The following is a 20,577-nucleotide window of genomic DNA, read 5'->3' as shown; positions in this document are numbered from 1 at the left end:
TGTGAAAGAGCGCCAATGGCGCTCTTTTTGATGTTGTCATGCAGTTTAGTTACACATAAATGCGAACACACTAATGTGGCTTAGCTTGCTTAGCCAATAATTCAAAAAATGCGGCCTTAGGCATAGGTTGGTAATAGAGGTAACCTTGAATTTCTTGAATGTCATTTGCCATCACAAACTTCAACTGGGACTCTGTTTCTACCCCTTCAGCAGTCACACTCAAATTTAAGGCATGACTTAAGCGCACTATGGCCTCAACCAGAGCCTCGTGGCGTTCGCCTTCTGCTAATCTATCGATAAAGCTTTTATCTATCTTAATTTGATCTATGGGAAAATTCGCTAAATAAGATAAAGAGGAATAACCAGTACCAAAGTCATCTAAGGATATTTTCACACCTCGAGCACGCAGTTCATTGAGCACTTTAATTAAATGTACATGTTGTTTCATTAATAAAGATTCGGTAATTTCCAGCGTGATCAATTCATAGGGAAAATCAACTAAGCCTAATTCTTCAATTATGTCAGCAAAAGAGTCACAAAATGCATCCTGCAACTCATGGGACCAGAACTCAAAAGTAGACACATTCACCGCTAAGCTAATACCCCAACCATGGTCTTGCATCTCCTTAATCGTTTGCATCGCACATCGGCGGACATTTCGACCGATATCAACAATCAATCCACTATTTTCAGCGATGGGAATAAACTCATCTGGAGCAATAAACTGGCCTTCATGTTGCCAGCGTAATAGTACCTCTGCACGCACGATCAACCCCGTTGTCGCATTAACGATTGGCTGATAATAGAGCTCAAAGGCTTGTTGATCTAAGGCTTGCTTTAGCAATGTATGTAAATTCGCTATTCGTTCGGCATTCTGCTGCATTTGCTCAGTAAAGAAATGATACCGATTGCGCCCATTCGCCTTGGAGATATACATGGCTTGGTCAGCGCAATTAAGCAATTGCTCCAAATTAAGTGCATCCTCAGGGAAACGTGCAATTCCAATACTAACCGAACTGTAAACGCCTTTATCCTTTGATAGCTCATAACGCCGATAGACATTTTTAATGATTTTTTCGGCCAATTGTGAGAGTGCTTTTTGTGTAACAACCCCGGGTAACAGTAAGGCAAACTCATCACCACCTAAACGCGCAAACATTATACTGCTGTCTAAACAGGTTTTTATCTGTCCAACAACCTGTAACAACAACATATCGCCCTTATCGTGCCCATAGGTGTCATTGACTTGCTTAAAGTTATCTAAGTCCATCAACATAAAACTAAAGCCCGGCGTTAAACAGTCAGAAGTGATTAAGGTTTGGATTTGTCTAAAGAGGGCATTACGATTTGCAAGCCCTGTAAGTGAATCATTATTCGCTTGATACTTAATTAGTTGTGCGGCTTTTTTACGTTCACTGATATCGGAAAATAACCAAGCGAAGCCATTGTAATTGCTGTGAGGCTCACGAAATACCGTTACAGTAAGATCAAGGTAGAAGGTTTCACCATTTCCCCTGAGTCCAACTAATTCCCCTTGCCACATTTTTCCTGCTGATAGGTGCTGAAAAAGCATATCAAGTTCATGGGGTTCTGACTGAGACAAAAAGGTTTTTGGGTGAAAATTAGATGATTCTACTGTTTGTGGTTGTACTATTTGCTTAAATGCTGCATTTGCATATAACACGGCATCGAGGGAATTGGTGATCACAAGTGCTAAAGGCAAGCGATCAAATATTTTCACCGCTAAACGCTGAAACTCCATCGAACGGCTACGTTCAATCGCAAGGCTCGCCAATCTTGCAGCTTCCGATATCAAGGTTAAATCCTGCGGCATAGGTGATTTTATGACGTCATAATACATGGCGAAAGTCCCGAGTACTTTCCCATGATTATCTTTGATGGGTTCAGACCAACAGGATTTAAGGCCCGCACTGAGAGGAATTGCTTTAAACTTTTCCCAAAATGGATGGTGCGCGATATCTTCAACAATAACACGTTCCCCCAAGTAGGCCGCAGTACCACAGGAGCCTACGTCTGGGCCAATTTCAATGCCATGAATTGCTTGGTTATAGTTATCTGGCAAGTGGGGAGCAGCACCAAAAAGTAACCGTTTACCATCATCACTCAACAGTAGGACGGAAGCCTTTGTCCCTATTTTTTGAGCCTCAATTTTAAGGACGAGCGCGTGAAGAATCTCACCTAGAGGCGCACCATTTAACAACATAGATAAAATGCCGCTATAGCAATCTAAGCTAACATCGTGATCTAGTTTAAGTGAGGATTCGAAAAGTCGTCCCATAACATTAGTGCCTTCGTCCATATCTTCCTTCGCCGTGCAATACTGTTAGGCTCAAGTAAAAACATTATAAACTCAGAAGAATTCTAGGCACTAAGGTGCCCCAAAGCAACTCAGCCTTAAATAGACTAAAAGTGCTTTAGAGCAGTATTGAAAGGAGTTTATTCTTGAATTCGTTCAATTTTCGCAAGATAAAAACCATCAAAACCTGTATCGGCAGGGCTTATCGTTTCATCTTCTATTAGACGAAAGTTTGGATTTTCCGCCAAAAATGCATCCACTTGACCACGGTTCTCGCACGGAAAAATAGAACAAGTGGCGTATACAAGGATCCCGCCCACTTTCACCATACGGCTGTAACTGTTCAAAATATGTTTTTGCAGTTCCATCAGAACGGGTAAACGCTCTGCGGTATCACGCCATTTTGCATCAGGGTTACGCTTCAGTACTCCAAGACCCGAACAAGGAACGTCGAGCAACACACGATCGGCACTGAGTTTAAGACGTTTAATGGTTTTACTACTAGCAATTAAGCGCGTTTCAACATTATAAGCCCCATTACGACGGGCACGCTCTTTGAGCTTATCGAGTTTCCATTGCTCCACATCCATAGCTAATAGGCGCCCTTTGCCCTGCATTTGTGCGGCGATGTGTAAGGTCTTACCGCCCGCGCCAGCACAAGCATCGATGACTTTCATACCCGGTTTTGCATCCAGTGCAGCGGCCACGCGCTGAGAACCCGCATCCTGCTGCTCAAACAACCCCTCTTTAAAACTCTGGGTGCGAAATAATGCAGAATCTGAGGTGACTTCTAGCGCAGAATTAACTGTATCAACGGGTAGCGTACTCACATATTCTGCAGCAAGTTTTGCCATTAACTCATCACGGGTAACCTTGAGGCCGTTAGCGCGTAAAAAACGCTTAGGCGCAGTGCTTAAGGCTGCGCGCTCCTTTTCCCAAGATTTACCAAGTTGCTCACGGCCCATGGTATCAAGCCATTCTGGACAACCATCCCAAAGCACAAGTTGAGTTTTTGCTTGCTCAATACGCTCAGCCAGACGTTGTTCATCCACGGGTAAGGAATATTGCATCTTAGGTAATGGTAAGTCATGGAATAAATGCCAAGCATTGAGTAGCTTGGAGCCATATCGTTCCATTTCATCAGGACTGATTTCAGCCAAATAACAGTACAGATTTAAGCGCCTAAGAATATCCCCCGTCACCAGCGCAATACGCGCTTGTTCAGCTGGCACCAATTGCAACCCAGAAAAATGCTGAGAATAGGCTCGATCTAAGGGTTTTCCTTGGCTCAACACCATAGTTAAGATACTGATCACTAATTCGTTAGAGCTGGCAGAAAGCGGAGAATTCAACATTTAAAGGTTACCGTGAATGATAAAACCGGAGGATCATAGGAGGTCAAGCCCGAATACGCAAGCATGCTAGTACCGAGTTAAGGCTAAAGCCATAAAAAATCACCCACATTGGTATATTGTCACTTGTGGTCACGGCGATAACGATAAGCTAGGCCGCTAAGATGCGGATGGTTGCTCATCACCGCATATACACCGACATCAATAGCAAAAACCTGAGCCGGTTTAAGCATTTGTGGCTCTACCCACTCGCGTCTATGGTCCTAGTTGTTACCTAAAAAAGGGGGCTTCACACATAAATAGGCACGCCTAACCACCCGACTACAACATCGTATATCTCTACACTCAACACTCATACCACAATAGGTTGATACAAGATCTCAGGCACCCCACGCTTCTTAAGAAAATATTGCGCCGTCTTTGTTATTTTTTCAGTATGAGAAACTGTTTTCACCTGATAATAACCGCTTAAAATTCGCTTAGTCAGCATGACCGCGAAATCATAATGTTCCTGTTGATAAGGTTCTATTACCTCATTTGTTGGAATTAATTCATTTAGCTCATTCATTTCTAACCAATCCATCGCTTCAGCAAGCCAAAATAGCTTTATGGCAATGGCTAACTCGCATAATGGATGATCCGCAATTGCAATAGGAATCTCATTACCATCATCCCAATTATAATGGTTCAATAAGGCATACAATTCATGTGCTGACGAGATAGTTTTTACAAGGTTTACCGCCTCTTCAACATCCTCGATGTCATAAACAATTCTATCAATAATGTCTGTCATTATATTTAAGTCCTTAATGTTTCAATCAGCCCATTTAACATAGGGTAAAGGAGTGATAAGAACTTAATACAAAGCCCGAAGTAGAAATATCCAAAACATTGAAACTCCTTTTCATTCACCTCACCCCTGATAAATGGGTTCAACTATTCTCGGCAGATGGTTAAACGGCGCACAGCAAAAATCCCCAGTAATGAAAGTATCAATAGCGATAAGCTGCCACCGCCGCTGTAACCTTGTTTATGTTCTATGGTGGCGACGTGCTCTTCCTTAACCCGAGTTTTAAAACGGGCAAGCTCGTCATCTAAATTGACTATCATATCGTTCACCGCGAGATCAAAGCCCTCGTAGGATTTTTCTCTTAAGGTTGTCGTCACGCCAACAGCGGTTGAACTTTCAGTTAACTGATTAATACCTGGCGCCCTAAATAACATCTTCTGGCTACGCATATCGAAAACGGCGGTATCAACAAAGGTTTGAATCGCATTTTCATTGCCAGGGATTAAATACATGCCCACAATCGTCCAATAAAGAATGGCGGATTTGTTCTCGTGGCTTTGCATCAATTGATCGTAAGACACCAATGCCATCACATCGACATCATGCAAACGCGCAACCTGCTGCAAGGTTTCAAAACCTTTACCATTTTTAAGATAGGTACTTGGGATCACTTCGATACGATCGATATAGTCATATTTGACAAAGGATTTTTTAACCTTATCAAGTAAGGCCATCTGAGTTCGGCTATCAATTGCATCATGTTGCCAATGGGATGATGGCAAAAAAGCGATGCCGACGGTAATCGGTAAACGTAGCACAGGTAAGGATGGCTGCTGGGCTTGGCGACTCTTCTCATCAGGGTATAAATATTCGACTAAGCTACTCGATACCGCATTTTTCTCCGTAGTATTACCGTTAAAAAATGCACTACAGCCACCCAGTGAAAGCATTGCGAATGAGGCTATGCCACAGGCTATTACCTTAAATTTCATTTGTTTCCCTACCGTATCCATACTCTTGCTGTTAATGGTGAAAACTGAACCTACAACTAATGCAGATTTTGGGTTACCTTATCCACTCATCAGAGTAAAAACAAGCTGTTATGTTCACATATCACAGTATTAATCTTCTTTGACTAGATTTCAAATACAAAAAAGCCGCACTATAAATGCGGCTAGTCAATAGGTACAACCATTCTGTAAAATACAACTTAAGTCAAAAGTTAAGCGTATTTACGCACTTTTTTAAGGGCGATTTGTTGTTTTAGCATGGATAAATGTTCGATAAATACTTTGCCATGCAAATGGTCGATTTCATGCTGCAACACTATGGCTAAAAACTCATCGGTTTCGATTTCGATAGCTTTGCCAGTTCTGTCTAAGGCGGTCACTTTAACTTTTTCAAAACGTGACACTTTAGCGCGATAACCTGGGATAGACAGACAACCTTCTTCACCAACGAACTCACCTGACTTTTCAACAATCTCAGGATTAATCAGCACTAAAGGCTGGTCGCGACCGTCAGATAAATCGATCACGATAATTGCATCTGTACTGCCGACTTGAGTTGCCGCTAAACCGATACCATCGTCCGTGTGATACATGGTTTCAATTAAATCATCGATAAATCCCTGAACAGCTTCAATATCTTTTACAGGTTGCGCTTTACGTTTAAGGCGCTCATCGGGAATGGTTAGAATATCGAGTACAGCCATGCCAGTTATCTTCTCTCATCGAGTCAAAAAAATTGGCGCTATTATGGACTATTTGACTATTTACACAATATTCCAAGCAAAAATAGTTTAATCGCCAAGATTACAATCGAGTTAGCAGATATACTCAAGCCACCTTAAAAATAAAGTTAAGCGTCCCTAAAATGACTCATACGAGCTAACAGCAAGATTTCGCAACTGAGCTATTTAGCGTTAAACTGGCTAACCTAACACTTTAGCAGGTATGAAATCTTAATAAGGGCACTTGTTCATGTCGCCGTTTCCTAAAGATAAATCTGTGCACTACCCCTATCTGAAACTAGATGAAAAGATTTTAGACACGATACCTATGCAAGTAGTGTCGTCCCCTATGGCGAGAATTTGGCATATTGTTGGTATGATCCCAGAGGGAAAGATCAGCAGCTATGGCAAAGTCGCTGATCTTGCAGGCTTACCAGGGCGAGCACGTTATGTATCCAAAGCGCTTAAACTAGCACCAGAGCAGTTATCACTGCCTTGGCATAGAGTGCTCAATAGCCATGGCAAAATATCCTTCGAACAAAACTCATCCGCGTTTCAAGAACAGATGGAATTATTACGAATTGAAGGAATAGTAGTGAACCGAGGCAAAGTTAACTTGTCTGAGTTTGAGTGGCGTCCCGATCTAGCAACCTTAGTGATGTCGATGCCATTTTAGTTTAATCTACTGAACTATCATCTGTTTACATAGGTTAATCCCTCGGTTATAACCTAAGTTAACGCAATAAATGCTATCTTTTTAACAATGAAAACTGTGTAAGTAAGATGCGACTCGACACTTTTTTATCCACTGCGGCACATGTTAGCGCCGTCATACAAGGTGAAAACCTGCGACATTAAGGAGCATTATTTGCGCACCATAACAGCATTATTAATGAGCATTTCCGCACTCTCCCACAGTGTATTTGCCATGGCACCGCCTACGCCACTCACCCCACAAACTGCTGAATATCAGGTCAATTATGGTGATATTCAATTAGGCAAAGCCAAATACGTACTCCCCAGTGCAGAAAACGGCGTATTTAAGTATCGTTTTGATAGCGATCTTAGCCTTTTGCTACTGACCGATGTCCGCCATGTACTGAGTGAATTTACCCAAGAGGAAGGAAAGCTGACTCCACTACGCTATTTACACCAACGTAAAGGTGTTGGCCCCAATTACACTGAGCAAACCGCCTTTGCTAAAGCGCAAGGATTTATCCATACCCGATATAAAGACGAGAAAGGTAAGTTTCCCTATGAGGACGAAATATTCGATCCCCTAATGGTACAACTGCAATTCAGATTGGATATCAGTACAGGCAAAGAAGTGCTCGATTATAAAATGATCAAGGACAACGAGGTGGATGACTATCAATTTCATGTCATAGGTAAAGAGCGAATGACAATAGAAAGTGGCAGTTATGACACGGTAAAAATCGAAGTTGTACGCGATAATAAAAAGCGTCAAACTTTTTTTTGGATGGCACCTGACTTAGCTTATCTTCCTGTTCGTTTATCTCATTTTGAAAAAGGCAGTAAGCAGCTTGATATTAAATTACTCAAATATCATTTCGATGAACAACAAGCTGTTACACCCGAACCAACCGAAACACTTACACCACAAGCAGCACCAAAACTCTTAGGGACAACTGACAAAGGGACGACTGAAAACTAACGGTTTATCTCAATTGCAAAAATTGGGTTAATTCTATAGTGACAAACTCAGTATTGTTAATGCGGAGTTTGTCACCCTCAATATGCGAATAATTTAAAATAAACAGTGCGTTATTGCAGATAATCGCTGAACTGTAACCATGTAAGATAAAACACTTGGCAACATTAGCAATCAACCAATAACTCACCGAATCGAAATAACTTCCAATCGCCAGACTGCATCACATGCCAGTTCTCATTTTCAGTTAATGGCCGAGTGGCAATCACTGTCACGACATCATGGGGGGTTGTTTCTTTATCAAAATCAATCACTACATCCGTATCGATCAGTTTCGCTTTGCCAAACGGCGCGCGGCGCGTGATATAGCACAAGTTGTTGCTGCAATAGCTCATCAAATACTCACCATCGCTTAAGATCATATTAAACACGCCTAAGGTTCGAATTTGTTCGGCTAGAGTCGCAACAAAATGAAATACTGCCAGCATATCTTGGGGTTTAGCATCACCAAACTTTTGGGCAACTTGTTCTAAAATCCAGCAGAAAGCGAGTTCGCTGTCGGTATCGCCTACGCTCTGATAGCGCGAGACTTGAAACATATCCTGATAATCCGTCAATTGACCATTATGAGCATAAGTCCAATAACACCCCCATAGTTCGCGGGTAAAAGGGTGCGTGTTTTCCAAAGACACACAACCGCGATTGGCTTGGCGAATATGGCTTATCACCACTTCACTCTTAATGGGGTAAGATTGGATCAATTTTGCAATATGGGATTCACTGCTCGGGCAAGCATCCTTAAAAGTGCGGCTACCTTTCCCTTCGTAAAAAGTAATACCCCAACCGTCAACATGGGGACCCGTTACCCCACCACGTTGTGCTAATCCCGTAAAACTAAACACAATATCGGTCGGCACATTGGCACTCATCGCCAGTAATTCACACATATCTCTCGCCTATTTGCTCTCAACTCTCTACGGTTTTGCATTGTAACTAGTTGATGACATTTGTGGAATGATCAGATCTGACAAAAAATTTAAACAATTGTTTGAAAAATGCTTGTATTAAAATTCTCTTAGGTTTAACTTTTATGCGACACAGGTCTGACCACAAACTATAATTGTGATCGCCATCAATAAAACTCGCTATGACCTGTGGTTGGCACTCGGTCATACTTAAGGAGAATTACAGTGACTACCCTACTTTGGATCATCGCTATGATCTTAGTGTTAGGAGCCCTAGCTTACCTTCGGGTTTCTTTGCTCACTGCCACTATCGCAGCCGCTGTTGTGATGACAGCAGGATGGACACTCGATGTTGTCGGCCCTATCTCTTGGATCGTTTTCCTTGTGATTGCCTTGCCACTTAACATCAGTGCATTTAGACAAAATGTAATCAGTCGCCCACTGATGAAGATATATCGTGGCATCATGCCTGAAATGTCTTCTACCGAAAAAGAAGCGATTGAAGCCGGTACCACTTGGTGGGAAGCCGATCTGTTTGCAGGTAACCCGAACTGGAAAAAACTCCATAACTACCCAGTTGCGCGTTTAAGTGCAGATGAGCAAGCCTTCCTCGATGGCCCTGTAGAAGAAGTGTGCCGCATGGTAAACCAACATCAGGTATCACACCAACTCGCTGACTTACCTGCAGAAGTATGGCAATACCTCAAAGATCATGGCTTTTTTGCTATGATCATCAAGAAAAAATACGGCGGTTTAGAGTATTCAGCCTATGCACAATCCCGTGTGTTGCAAAAACTAGCAGGCGTCAGCAGTGAGTTAGCTTCAACTGTTGGTGTACCGAACTCTTTAGGCCCTGGTGAACTATTGCAACATTACGGCACGCCAGAGCAACAAAACCATTATTTACCGCGTTTAGCCAAAGGGTTAGAAGTGCCCTGTTTCGCTCTGACCAGCCCAGAAGCTGGTAGCGATGCAGGCTCGATTCCTGATTTTGGTATCGTGTGTAAAGGTCAATGGGAAGGCGAAGAAGTTCTTGGTATGAAGTTAACCTGGAACAAACGCTATATCACCTTAGCACCGGTTGCCACTGTATTAGGTTTAGCCTTCAAACTGCGCGATCCTGATCATCTACTTGGTGATAAAGAAGAGCTCGGCATTACCTGCGCACTGATCCCAACCGATGTTGAAGGTGTTGAAACGGGTCGTCGTCACTTCCCGCTCAACTGTATGTTCCAAAACGGTCCGACTCGCGGCAACGAAGTATTCGTACCATTAAGCTTCATCATTGGCGGCCCGAAAATGGCTGGTCAAGGCTGGCGTATGCTGGTGGAATGTTTATCAGTGGGTCGTGGTATCACGCTGCCATCTAACTCTGCGGGTGGCGTGAAAACCGCAGCACTGGCAACGGGTGCCTATGCGCGCATTCGTCGTCAATTCAAACTGCCCATTGGTAAGTTAGAAGGCATTGAAGAACCAATGGCTCGCATCGGTGGCAACGCCTACCTAATGGATGCGGTCACTTCGCTAACAACGACAGGTATTGATTTAGGAGAAAAACCATCGGTTATCTCTGCAATAGTGAAATACCACCTGACCGACAGAATGCAGAAATGTATCATCGATGCCATGGACATTCATGGCGGTAAAGGCGTGTGTCTTGGCCCGAATAACTATTTAGGCCGTGGTTACCAAGCTGCGCCTATCGCAATTACTGTTGAAGGTGCAAACATCCTCACCCGTTCGATGATCATCTACGGCCAAGGCGCGATCCGTTGCCATCCGTACGTGCTTGCCGAAATGGAATCCGCGTTTGATACTCAGTCGGGTCAAGGTTTAGCCAATTTCGATGCGGCAATTTTCGGTCATATTGGTTTTGCGACCAGTAACTTTGTTCGTAGCTTCTGGTTAGGTCTGACATCGAGCCGTTTCTCAAACGCGCCTTACTCAGATAAAACCAAGCGTTATTATCAACATATGAATCGTTTCAGTGCCAACCTTGCCCTACTCTCTGACTTAGCCATGGCAACGTTGGGTGGTAACCTTAAACGTAAAGAACGTATCTCTGCCCGTTTAGGTGACTTATTAAGTCAACTGTATCTGGCATCAGCCACACTGAAACGCTATGAAGATGAAGGCCGTCAAACCGACGACTTGCCATTAGTACAATGGGCCGTTGAAGATGCGCTGTACAAGCTGCAAGCTTCTTTAGACGATTTACTGGATAACTTCCCTATGGGCCTTGGCGGCGTATTACGTGTGGTGATGTTCCCATTCGGTCGTCCACTGAAACGCCCAAGCGATGTGTTAGATCATAAAGTCGCTAAGATCATGCAAACACCCTGTGAAAGTCGTGATCGTTTAGGTAAAGGCCAGTTCTGGACTAACTCGGAGCACAATGCTGTAGGTATTCAAGAGCAAACGCTTAAGGATATTCTGGCTGCCGAACCTTTATTCGACAAAGTCTGTAAAGCCAGTGGTAAACGTCTACCCTTTATGTGGTTAGATAAAGTGGCCGCTGAAGGCAAAGCCTTAGGGGTATTGAGCGATAGCGAAATACAACTGTTGGAAAGAGCCGAGATTGGCCGCATGAAGTCAATCAATGTGGATGACTTTGACCCAGCAGAACTGCGTCCAGAAGTAGTTTCTGCTACTTCACAAGAGCGCGCAGCCTAATAGCCACATAGGATTGGTTATCACACAAAGAAAGGAGGCTGTATAAGCCTCCTTTCTTTTGTTCATCACTAAACGCTAACGCTTCACTTTGGTCAAGACTCTTTAGTCAAGTATCTTCCCACATTGTAACGGTACAAACCAACCCCTGAAAAATAGAATGTATTTTAACGGGATGATTACAATCAACTCGTCCGGTCTTATCAGCTATTCATTGGTTGAATTGAAAAAGCGGGGAAGAAATCCCCTGCTTTACTATCTGTTAATCCCACTGACTACCATAGTAATCGTGCAGATTTTTTCCCCATTCAACATCTGTCATATTAGGCCAATGACCTTTGTCAAAACCTGGCGCCGTTTTTAGTCGTTCTAATGATATGTCCATAACAAAACATTTTTTCTCTGTATTAAGAGTCAGCATTTTCCAAGGTACCGCAAAAAGCTTTTCTCCAAAACCAAAGTAAGTACTGAATGACAGTACCGCATAACCGACACGGCCAGTTCCAACTTCAAGCATAATTTCTTTGATGTCCCCTAAGGTCTCATCAGCATGGTTAACAACACTGTTGCCGATCAGAGTTTCAGCACCCATCAGATATGGACCGGGTCCCTGTGTCGATAATGTCTCGGCGAACTGGGGATTCTTGTAAATACCGTAAATATCGCGATCATGATAATTCATTTTGTTGACCTCTGTAGCGCTGCCCATGGAACTGAGCAACTGGATAAGTGAAGCACCAAACCTTGGGCTCTACTGAACATGTCCGTCAACGGACATTGGTCAAAGTATGTCCCCCTGCAATCACAATCTCTGTTCGGCATACCGCTTATCGGGTCATATGGAGATAACAATGAAACAAGTCAATTCATCACTTCCTATACGTGCGCCAGCGTACCGACATACGGTTTATTAGGGTACAAACTTGATATTACCCGGTGCAAGAATTGCTCCGACATCAGGAAGACTCGCCATGTCAATTGCTACTATATTATTGATTATTTTAATTTTGTTATTTCTCGGCATGCTCCCCACTTGGCCTCATAGCCGCAACTGGGGTTATCGTCCCGGTGGCGTTATAGGCATAGTGCTACTGGTGCTGATTATATTGCTGTTAACCGGTCGCATCAGTTAATGGGCCATTATCATTCTTACTATTTATCAAAAGGATAATCTGATGAAAACAATTAAAGTGTTAAGCATCTTTCTGCTTGCCATTGGGCTAGTCGCCGTCGCCAGTTGCAGCTCCAATTACAACAAAGAAGGCACCGGCGAATATTTCGACGACAGTGTGGTGACGACTAAAGTTAAAGCTGCAATTCTAGGTGAAAAAAGCTTGAGCGTAGCTGAGATTAATGTTGAAACATTTAAAGGTGTGGTTCAGCTCAGCGGATTTGTCAAATCACGCGAAGATATCAATACAGCAGTCAAATTGACAAGCAAAGTCCCTGGTGTCATTTCAGTCAAAAACGATATGCAACTAAAATAACCCTTCATTCCACCTCAACTAGACAGAGAATTATTTAACGTCAATCATTCCGTAGCCCATTCTGGTGTTACGGATCTTCTTTTTTGCAGCAGATTTTCTGGTGTTAGGCCTGTACCACCAGTGGTAGGAATAGCAATGTCAACAATAATTCAAAACACACTAGCACCAAAGGTTCAGAATCAATTGATCCATCACCTACCCGCTTTAGAGCAAGCTGAATTATTATCACAAGCTAAATTAGTCCAACTTAACTTCGCTGATTTACTGTGTCAGCCAGGGGAGTCATATCAATACGTTTATTTTCCGTTAACGGCATTTATTTCATTGATCGCTAAACTACCAAAACACCCTGCATTAGAAATGGGCTTAATTGGCTATGAAGGCATGCTTGGTGCAACAACGTTGTTGAGCACTCGACAAGTCCCTTCTGAGGCAATTATCCAAGGTTCAGGTAAAGCTTGGCGTATCCCAATTGCAACGTTTGAAGACTTACTTGCTCAAAGCAGCAGTCTGAGACAGATATTGGAAACTTACCTATACCAATTATTATGCCAATTATCACAAAATGCCGTCTGCGCACATTTTCACTCAGTCGAATCTCGGCTTGCACGCTGGCTATTAATGAGTCATGACCGCATACAGACTAATGAGCTGTTTCTCACCCATCAGTTTTTATCTGATATGTTGGGTGTTAGGCGAAGCAGTATTACCGAGGCCGCGGGAGAATTGCAGGCCAGCGGCTGTATTTCATATAACCGTGGGCGGTTATATATCCTCGACAGACAAGGTCTGCTGGCTCGTTGCTGCAGTTGTTATCATTTAATGCGTACTTAACCGTATCTTTTTTACTCCACAAACCAACAAAAATGCCATTATGTGCGCTAGCGTACATAGCATTGATACTTTGCGCTGTAACCTCTATAAACGACACTAAAGCACAAGGACACACTATAAGTCATGGACACACAACAATTGAAAGCGGTGCCAGAACAGGCACTGAAAAAGGCTAATGCCCCCCCCCGAAAACAACCGGTTACTAAACGACTTACCTGATGAAGTCAAACAGCGTATTTTCCCGCATCTAGAACTAGTGTCATTAGAGCTTGGTGACGTGGTCTGCGAAGCTGGCTCGAAGCTGCGTTATGTCTATTTTCCACTGGACTCCATTATTTCACTGCTCTATGGTGATGGAAAATGGTGCATCTGCTGAAATTGCAGTCGTTGGCAATGATGGCATGGTCGGCGTTGCACTGTTTATGGGGGGAGAAAGCACCACGAGTCGAGCCGTAGTACAAAGCGCTGGCGTTGCCTATCGGTTGTTTGGTCAACGGCTCAAAGACGAATTTAACCGCCATGGTGCTCTGCTCCACCTCTTGCTACGTTATAGCCAAGTATTGCTCACCCAAATGGCCCAAACGGCAGTTTGCAATCGCCACCATAGTATTGAACAGCAACTATGTCGCTGGCTGTTACTCTCTATCGATAGGCTATCGGATGATCGCGTATTGATGACGCAGGAATTAATTGCCAATATGCTTGGCGTACGCCGAGAAGGCGTCACCGATGCTGCTGGAAAACTGCAACGAATGGGAATAATCAATTACAGTCGCGGTAATATTGAGGTACTGAACCGCAAATTGCTGGAGCAAACCTGTTGTGAATGTTACTCAGTCGTTAAGCAGGAGTCAGAACGTCTGATGCCACAAAAAAATGGCACTAAAAAATAGTCAACCTCGCAGGCTATTTCAGTCATACATACTCTAGATAAACTTTACCGTTGTAAAACCCTATTTTACTAAGGTGAAAGTTCAGACTTCAGATAGCAAAGCTGTCTGTGGTACACCCTAAATAAATCGGGCAGTCATCAAAACTAGATACGCAAGGATAGCGTGTACTGATACTGCCAATCCCAAACGCCTGCACAACCACCGCAATTCCTTGCACTTATCATCAAACGACTTTCCTTTAAATCCACAAAGTGCCTACATCTAAATGCTAATGTCACGGACTGCATGCGCGCTAACGCACAGACGTTCAATATTTAACAGGTCATTCTGAATATACGGTTCATGCACTCTTGCACTGCACCGGATTACTTGAGGTTTATATGAATAAATTCACTGAACAAAATAAAACCATCGTTAAAGATGAACAGAATACTAAAACCAACAAAGCCAATCCTCCGGTCACCGCTAGCAACAACCAAACTGGCAAAATTATCGCAGGAGATAAAGACAAACAGGAGGTTGGCACGAGCAAAAATACCGAAAATCAGCAAAAAGATGCCTTTAACGGTAAATGGCAAGACCAGATCCAAGCAGCAAAAGGTAATTGGAGCAAAATCAGCGAAGCTGAATTGGTTAAATCAAACGGCAATGAAGCCAACCTAAATGAACTCGTGCAAAAGCATTATTCATTGAGCCGAGATGACTCGAGCAAACAGGTAAAAAGCTTTATTGATAAATGTAAATGCTAAACCTTGCGGTTGTACTGAATAACAACCGTATTTAGCTTAGGCCAGTGTCGCTATTGCTGCACTGGTTCTCTTTCTGTTAGGGAGTACCATCATGAATTTATCGTATCGCAAATTTATTTTTACCTTAGCCATCTTACTCACCCTGTCACCACTACAGTCAGCATCAGCCGCTGATACGGCAACGAAAGCAATGGATGATGTACGCCAAGAAAGCCAAATTGCAACAAGTTATGCCCTCAACCCCTATTTACGCGCTAATGATCTAAAAGTCACAGTACAAAAAGGTAAAGCAGTGTTGACAGGTCAAGTGGACGAAAAAATTAGCAAAGAACTCGCGGGTGAAATCGCTCAGGGCGTATCAGGTATTAAAGATGTTGATAACCAGATAGTCGTTGACGCTAATTACATGCCGAAAGCTAACTCAAATGGTTTTGGTGACAAAATTGATGATGCCAATATCTCGGCCGCTATTCGCTCTAAATTGCAATGGAATAAAGATGTCGATGACGTCGGCACAGAAGTCATGACTAAATCCGGACGAGTCACGCTAAATGGCACTGTAAACAACCAGAATGCAAAAGACATTACTCATCGATTGGCACTCAATACTCGCGGCGTAAAATCAGTCACCAATAATTTGAAAATTCAAAGCGCAACGGTAAGCAAAGACGAAAAAGCAAAACTGAAAAATGAAACAGAAAGTCACAATATTTCAGATAGTTGGATAACAGCCAAAGTAAAATCCAGCTTTATGTATTCAAGCAATATTAATGGCTCTGACATTGATGTCAGCACCAATAACGGCATAGTAACACTGACAGGTAAAGTTGCCAGCGGCAGTGAACAATCATTAGCTGTTGAAACAGCACAGAATATCCGTGGTGTTAAAAGTGTCACATCCAAAGCATTAACATTCTAATCAATATCGACACTCTCAAAAATAGTGCTATTCACCAATATGATTAACGGTGAATCGTTGGATAACTGACGTTAGAACCACACTCGGTAGTTTGTGTCTTGTAAAGGAGTTACAAATGAACATCAAAAAAAATCAACAACCACAACCGTTATCAATCAGTCTGCTACGAGCAAAGCACTTTTTATTAGCAGGCTTCATTGCTATAGCGATTAGCGGCTGCAGTTCATCCCCTTTGGCTAAAACGGCAGAAATGGAACGTGCAGAACGAACCATTGCTCGTGTCGAACAAGCAAGAGCGGGTCAATATGCATCAAATGAACTTGCACAGGCTAGGCAGAAACTGCAAGCCGCAAACAGTGCATTGTTAAAAAAGGATACCGTCAACGCCGATCGTTATGCCATTGAGGCAAGCCTTGACGCAGAGCTTGCGCTAGCCCGTGCTGAACTGGCACAAGCCAACAGCGTCAATGATGAAATGAAAAACAACATCAGCATTCTGCAACAAGAAATGTTGCGCCGCACAAAAGGAATTCAGCAATGAAAATGCCTAAAGCTTCGTCGGTTTCCCCCTTGCGTTTTAGCCGTCAATTGCTGTCATATAGCCTGCTGCTGACCACAGTAGCAGCCTGCAGCAGCGCACCTAAGATGGCTGAAGGCATCAGCGATATACGTGCAGAACTTAACACTCTGCAAGCAAAGAATGAGCTGGCAATCCTCGCACCTGCTGCAATCAGTCAAGCCGAAGAAGCGGTACGTGCCGCTGAGCAACCAGTAAAAAACGAGCAACTATCACAACATCTCGTGTTTGTTGCTGACCGAAAAGTCAACATTGCCTTAGCCCAAGCGCAAAGTCGCTTTGCAGAGGATCAGCAAAAGGTTCTCGCAAAAAACCGTGATGATGCCAGACTCGATGCAAGGACGACAGAGGCCAATCAAGCGCATCAGGATGCGCGCCTAGCCCGTGCTGATGCAGCAGATGCTCGCCAGGAAAGTGATGATGCACAAGCACAGCTTGCTCTACTTAATGCCCGAGAGTCAGAACGTGGTTGGGTTGTGACCTTGGGCGATGTCTTATTCGATACTGGAAAAGCCAATCTTAAGTCATCGACGAGTCAGCATCTCACAAACCTAGCAACCTTTCTGGGTAAATATCCACAACGTGGCGCCATCATTGAAGGGTATACCGATAGCGTAGGTACTGAGGAGTACAACCTTGGCCTATCGGAGCGCAGGGCTGATAGTGTTAGCAATTTTTTGCAGGCACAAGGAGTTCAATCCAGTCGACTCAGCAGCCAAGGTAAAGGTGAAAGCTTTCCGGTTGCAAATAATGAGTCCGCTAGTGGTCGCCAGCAAAACCGTCGAGTTGAAGTGATTATTACCAACGCACCACAGGCACAACGATAAATCTTGCTCGATGATTTATCGTTGAAGTTTAGGATAACGTAATAAAAATAAGTACAATAGAAAAGCAAAAAGCCCCATCTTTCGATGGGGCTTTTGCAATTTGGCGGAGCGGACGGGACTCGAACCCGCGACCCCCGGCGTGACAGGCCGGTATTCTAACCAACTGAACTACCGCTCCAAATTTTTCCGTATCCATTATCTGACGAGTATCGAACCCGCTAACCCCGACGTGACAGGCCGCCGATGTCAAAACGATAGTCTAACCAACTGAACTACCGCTCCAAATTCTTCCGTATCCATTATCTGACGAGTATCGAACCCGCTAACCCCGACGTGACATGCCGCCGATGTCAAAACGATAGTCTAACCAACTTAACTACCGTTTCATAGCTATAATAATGTCACATTATAGACTATTTTCAAATACTTGACTGGCGGAGCGGACGGGACTCGAACCCGCGACCCCCGGCGTGACAGGCCGGTATTCTAACCAACTGAACTACCGCTCCACTCAAGTTGCACAGCATAATACGGATGGGTTTAACGAGCGTCAACCGTTTTTTTCACACTCTGAGATCGTTTAGTTAAAAATTCGCCACACTGACTGAAACCATCTGATTTAAGAGTAAAATATTACGTCATTACAATATTTCAGCCGCTACAGGTTAAAATTCAACTAACGCTCCTTACTATCAAATTCATCAGGCATAGTAAGATCAATTTCATCGAAGGATGGCATCGCTGATTTATTCTCCGTTGCTTCATCTAAAAGACGCTGCTCTGCGGCGGCCAGTGCTTGAGCAAGGCTTTGACGTTTACGCCATACAACCAATGCCACAATTCCTAAAACCAGTAAGACTGCATTAATGGTAATAATCCAAAAGATGGCATCCTTTTTTGCAAGAGCTTCTTCTTCTGCCGCTTGTTGTGCGGCCACAGCCGCAAGTTCTTCAGCACTCGGGGGAGGCTCTGGCGGCTGAACTAAATTGAAAAAGAGTTCTGGTAGATCAATCACTATCTCCCGCCCTGTTACTGTGGTTGTCGCCACAAAACCTTTAATGCGGTAACTACCAAATTCAGACATTGGCGGTAATGGCAACTCAGTATTAGGCTCTGTTAACCCGTTGAGTATAATGGGAAGCTGCAATCCCGCAGGCCCGACTAACTCAAATGAAAAGTGTGTCTCTGCCAACTGTAGGACACTGTTATCGGCATGAAGCATGATTTTCCATTGACCCGTTAAAGGATCATCAGGAATGAGCACTTCGGCATTAATCGGTCGTGGCGACAGCTTAAAAGGAAATGACACTTGGCGCTCAAACACGTTATTACGTGCTTTAACCACAAAATCATATTCTCCCCATGGTTGCTTAATATTGATATTACTGGTGAAAATTCCATCGTCAGGCTTTTCATCAAAACTCTCACCGTTATCTTTATAGGAACCAACAATAATATCCCCAACGGCAAAGTTTTCATCACCTGCACGATGCTTACTCACAAAATGCGCTGTCCATTCCACTAAATAATCTAAACCAGGCATACGAACACGCTCGGCATCACCCATCAGTTGAGCAATGATCTTAATTTGTTCGCCTTGAAATAGCGGCTGCGGCAGTGCTTGCACTTCAATTTCAAGCTTGGAGATTTTCTTAATGGTTGAAGTCGGCACCACTTTCCCCAACAGTTGCCATGGGCCCACTGGCGGAGATTCAATATGAATGATGTCACCTGTAATACCATCAACCCATTTTACCGTCTCAGGGTGACGATTGGCATACCATTTACTGCCATCTGGCAACACTATGACCACAGGCGCTGAACCATACTCACGCTCAATCAATAGCGTCATACTGCTAACCATATGGTCGACTCTAAAGCGATTTTTAAGCTCAGATGCCGTTTCTAATGGCACCACTTTAATCATCGGTGTTGAAGACTTCTCCGGTGCTGGCGGGTTAGCAGCCCAAGCGTTGGAGCCAAGCAATAAAGTGCCGAGCATTAAAACAGTGTTGAATAGGGGCGTAGGAAGCGAAATCGTCATAACAGATTATTTATCCTCTCCAGAGGCATTTTCCCGATTTTGCGACTAAATCAAGGCGTTGTTCGTGCATAGCTAGTTCATCGGCCGATGCTGAGATCACTTTAAGATTAAGTGAATTGGGAGCAAACCGCTGGATCCCCCCTGCTTCCTGTCCTACTTCTTCGTTAGATAAATTAAACTTCGTTTGCCCACCCGTCATGATCAGGTAGACATCTGCAAGGATCTCGGCATCGAGTAATGCGCCGTGATAGTGACGACGTGAGTTATCAATACCATATCGCTTACACAGGGCATCAAGGTTATTTTTTTGCCCCGGATGTAAAAATTTAGCTATTTCTAAAGTATCGAGAATATCGCAGATATCCATCGTTTTCGGGCCTTTAGAAGGCAACATCGAAAACTCGTGATCCATAAAGCTCACGTCGAAGTTTGCGTTGTGGGCCACGATTTCAGCACCATCAATAAATTCAATAAATTGCTGTGCTATTTGGTGAAAACGTGGTTCGTTTGCAACTCTCTCATCGGTAATACCGTGGACAGCTATCGCTTCAGGATCAATGGCCTGTCCTGGGTTGATATATTGATGAAAGTAACGTCCAGTCAGCCGACGATTGATAACCTCTACACAGCCAATTTCAATAATTCTATGACCCAAATAGACTGCACCGCTGCCTTGATTCATACCTGTAGTTTCTGTATCCAACACAATCTGGCGGCTGGCGTTTGAAATAATATTCATACTTTTATGC

Annotated in this window: 19 protein-coding genes, 2 tRNA genes and 2 pseudogenes; 11 read left to right on the top strand and 12 right to left on the bottom strand. The window is 43.6% G+C overall.

Annotated elements, in window-relative coordinates; translation table 11 throughout:
* Positions 1 to 70: 70 nt before the first annotated feature.
* The 6 genes and pseudogenes from MZ182_RS08995 to def form a co-directional block, all read right to left on the bottom strand.
* Entirely contained in the window at positions 71 to 2,320 is a 2,250-nt protein-coding gene (locus MZ182_RS08995) for an EAL domain-containing protein (protein WP_248065884.1), read from the bottom strand.
* Between the two features lie 137 nt (positions 2,321 to 2,457).
* Positions 2,458 to 3,672: an RsmB/NOP family class I SAM-dependent RNA methyltransferase gene (locus MZ182_RS08990; RefSeq protein WP_011789517.1), complete on the bottom strand. Its 1,215-nt coding sequence runs from the start codon at positions 3,670 to 3,672 to the stop codon at positions 2,458 to 2,460.
* A gap of 158 nt (positions 3,673 to 3,830) precedes the next feature.
* A pseudogene (locus tag MZ182_RS08985) lies at positions 3,831 to 4,025 on the bottom strand (hypothetical protein); the annotation flags it as partial.
* Entirely contained in the window at positions 4,022 to 4,462 is a 441-nt protein-coding gene (locus MZ182_RS08980; RefSeq protein ID WP_248065886.1) for a DUF4274 domain-containing protein, read from the bottom strand. The pseudogene MZ182_RS08985 and the gene MZ182_RS08980, both read right to left, overlap by 4 nt.
* Before the next feature lie 143 nt (positions 4,463 to 4,605).
* On the bottom strand, positions 4,606 to 5,451 hold the full coding sequence (gene rhlP / locus MZ182_RS08975; RefSeq protein WP_248065887.1) for a rhombotarget lipoprotein: 846 nt from the start codon (positions 5,449 to 5,451) through the stop codon (positions 4,606 to 4,608).
* Between the two features lie 230 nt (positions 5,452 to 5,681).
* Positions 5,682 to 6,173 carry a peptide deformylase gene (gene def / locus MZ182_RS08970; protein WP_011789520.1) on the bottom strand — a complete coding sequence of 164 codons (492 nt, stop codon included), beginning with the start codon at positions 6,171 to 6,173 and terminating at the stop codon, positions 5,682 to 5,684.
* Positions 6,174 to 6,441: 268 nt separating this feature from the next.
* Here def and MZ182_RS08965 point away from each other — a divergent pair, with 268 nt between their 5' ends.
* Entirely contained in the window at positions 6,442 to 6,867 is a 426-nt protein-coding gene (locus MZ182_RS08965) for an MGMT family protein (protein ID WP_011919205.1), read from the top strand.
* A 192-nt stretch (positions 6,868 to 7,059) separates the two neighbouring features.
* The gene (locus MZ182_RS08960) at positions 7,060 to 7,866 is read left to right on the top strand and encodes a DUF3108 domain-containing protein (protein ID WP_082785958.1); all 807 of its coding nucleotides are present in this window, start codon (positions 7,060 to 7,062) and stop codon (positions 7,864 to 7,866) included.
* Between the two features lie 164 nt (positions 7,867 to 8,030).
* Here MZ182_RS08960 and MZ182_RS08955 read toward each other — a convergent pair whose 3' ends face one another.
* Positions 8,031 to 8,810 (bottom strand): class II glutamine amidotransferase, encoded by a 780-nt coding sequence (locus MZ182_RS08955; RefSeq protein WP_011789523.1) that lies wholly within the window; start codon positions 8,808 to 8,810, stop codon positions 8,031 to 8,033.
* Between the two features lie 243 nt (positions 8,811 to 9,053).
* On the opposite strand from MZ182_RS08955, the gene fadE reads away from it, so the two are divergent.
* The gene (gene fadE, locus MZ182_RS08950) at positions 9,054 to 11,501 is read left to right on the top strand and encodes an acyl-CoA dehydrogenase FadE (protein ID WP_061783095.1); all 2,448 of its coding nucleotides are present in this window, start codon (positions 9,054 to 9,056) and stop codon (positions 11,499 to 11,501) included.
* A 259-nt stretch (positions 11,502 to 11,760) separates the two neighbouring features.
* Here the strand turns inward: fadE and MZ182_RS08945 are convergent, their stop codons facing one another.
* Complete coding sequence (locus tag MZ182_RS08945) at positions 11,761 to 12,180, bottom strand: PRC-barrel domain-containing protein (RefSeq protein WP_011789525.1); 420 nt, start codon at positions 12,178 to 12,180, stop codon at positions 11,761 to 11,763.
* Positions 12,181 to 12,469: 289 nt separating this feature from the next.
* Between MZ182_RS08945 and MZ182_RS08940 the strand changes: the two genes are divergently transcribed.
* The 8 genes and pseudogenes from MZ182_RS08940 (at position 12,470) to MZ182_RS08905 (ending at position 17,784) form a co-directional block, all read left to right on the top strand.
* Positions 12,470 to 12,631 carry a DUF3309 family protein gene (locus tag MZ182_RS08940; RefSeq protein WP_011789526.1) on the top strand — a complete coding sequence of 54 codons (162 nt, stop codon included), beginning with the start codon at positions 12,470 to 12,472 and terminating at the stop codon, positions 12,629 to 12,631.
* Positions 12,632 to 12,673: 42 nt separating this feature from the next.
* A complete protein-coding gene (locus MZ182_RS08935) occupies positions 12,674 to 12,985 on the top strand; it encodes a BON domain-containing protein (RefSeq protein ID WP_011789527.1) in 312 nt (103 codons plus the stop codon).
* A 135-nt stretch (positions 12,986 to 13,120) separates the two neighbouring features.
* Entirely contained in the window at positions 13,121 to 13,819 is a 699-nt protein-coding gene (locus MZ182_RS08930) for a Crp/Fnr family transcriptional regulator (RefSeq protein WP_011789528.1), read from the top strand.
* Positions 13,820 to 13,994: 175 nt separating this feature from the next.
* Positions 13,995 to 14,712 (top strand): annotated as a pseudogene (locus tag MZ182_RS08925) (Crp/Fnr family transcriptional regulator).
* A gap of 380 nt (positions 14,713 to 15,092) precedes the next feature.
* The gene (locus MZ182_RS08920) at positions 15,093 to 15,461 is read left to right on the top strand and encodes a hypothetical protein (RefSeq protein ID WP_014610690.1); all 369 of its coding nucleotides are present in this window, start codon (positions 15,093 to 15,095) and stop codon (positions 15,459 to 15,461) included.
* A 91-nt stretch (positions 15,462 to 15,552) separates the two neighbouring features.
* Positions 15,553 to 16,380, top strand: a complete 828-nt coding sequence (locus MZ182_RS08915) for a BON domain-containing protein (RefSeq protein WP_011919201.1) — start codon at positions 15,553 to 15,555, stop codon at positions 16,378 to 16,380.
* Positions 16,381 to 16,495: 115 nt separating this feature from the next.
* Positions 16,496 to 16,921 (top strand): DUF4398 domain-containing protein, encoded by a 426-nt coding sequence (locus tag MZ182_RS08910; protein WP_011789532.1) that lies wholly within the window; start codon positions 16,496 to 16,498, stop codon positions 16,919 to 16,921.
* Positions 16,918 to 17,784, top strand: coding sequence for an OmpA family protein (locus MZ182_RS08905; protein WP_115014511.1), 867 nt, complete (start codon positions 16,918 to 16,920; stop codon positions 17,782 to 17,784). The genes MZ182_RS08910 and MZ182_RS08905 overlap by 4 nt, the downstream gene beginning before the upstream one ends.
* A gap of 101 nt (positions 17,785 to 17,885) precedes the next feature.
* Here the strand turns inward: MZ182_RS08905 and MZ182_RS08900 are convergent.
* From MZ182_RS08900 to dnaQ, 4 genes are all read right to left on the bottom strand, one after another.
* Positions 17,886 to 17,962, bottom strand: a tRNA-Asp gene (locus MZ182_RS08900).
* Positions 17,963 to 18,216: 254 nt separating this feature from the next.
* A tRNA-Asp gene (locus MZ182_RS08895) sits at positions 18,217 to 18,293 on the bottom strand.
* Between the two features lie 167 nt (positions 18,294 to 18,460).
* Entirely contained in the window at positions 18,461 to 19,828 is a 1,368-nt protein-coding gene (locus MZ182_RS08890; protein WP_248065889.1) for a TIGR03503 family protein, read from the bottom strand.
* Positions 19,829 to 19,838: 10 nt separating this feature from the next.
* A complete protein-coding gene (gene dnaQ, locus MZ182_RS08885; protein ID WP_011789535.1) occupies positions 19,839 to 20,567 on the bottom strand; it encodes a DNA polymerase III subunit epsilon in 729 nt (242 codons plus the stop codon).
* Positions 20,568 to 20,577 lie beyond the last annotated feature (10 nt).

The organism is Shewanella sp. JNE2 (assembly GCF_023159115.1).
GTDB lineage: Bacteria > Pseudomonadota > Gammaproteobacteria > Enterobacterales > Shewanellaceae > Shewanella > Shewanella putrefaciens.
This window is presented reverse-complemented; position numbering and strand designations above follow the sequence as displayed.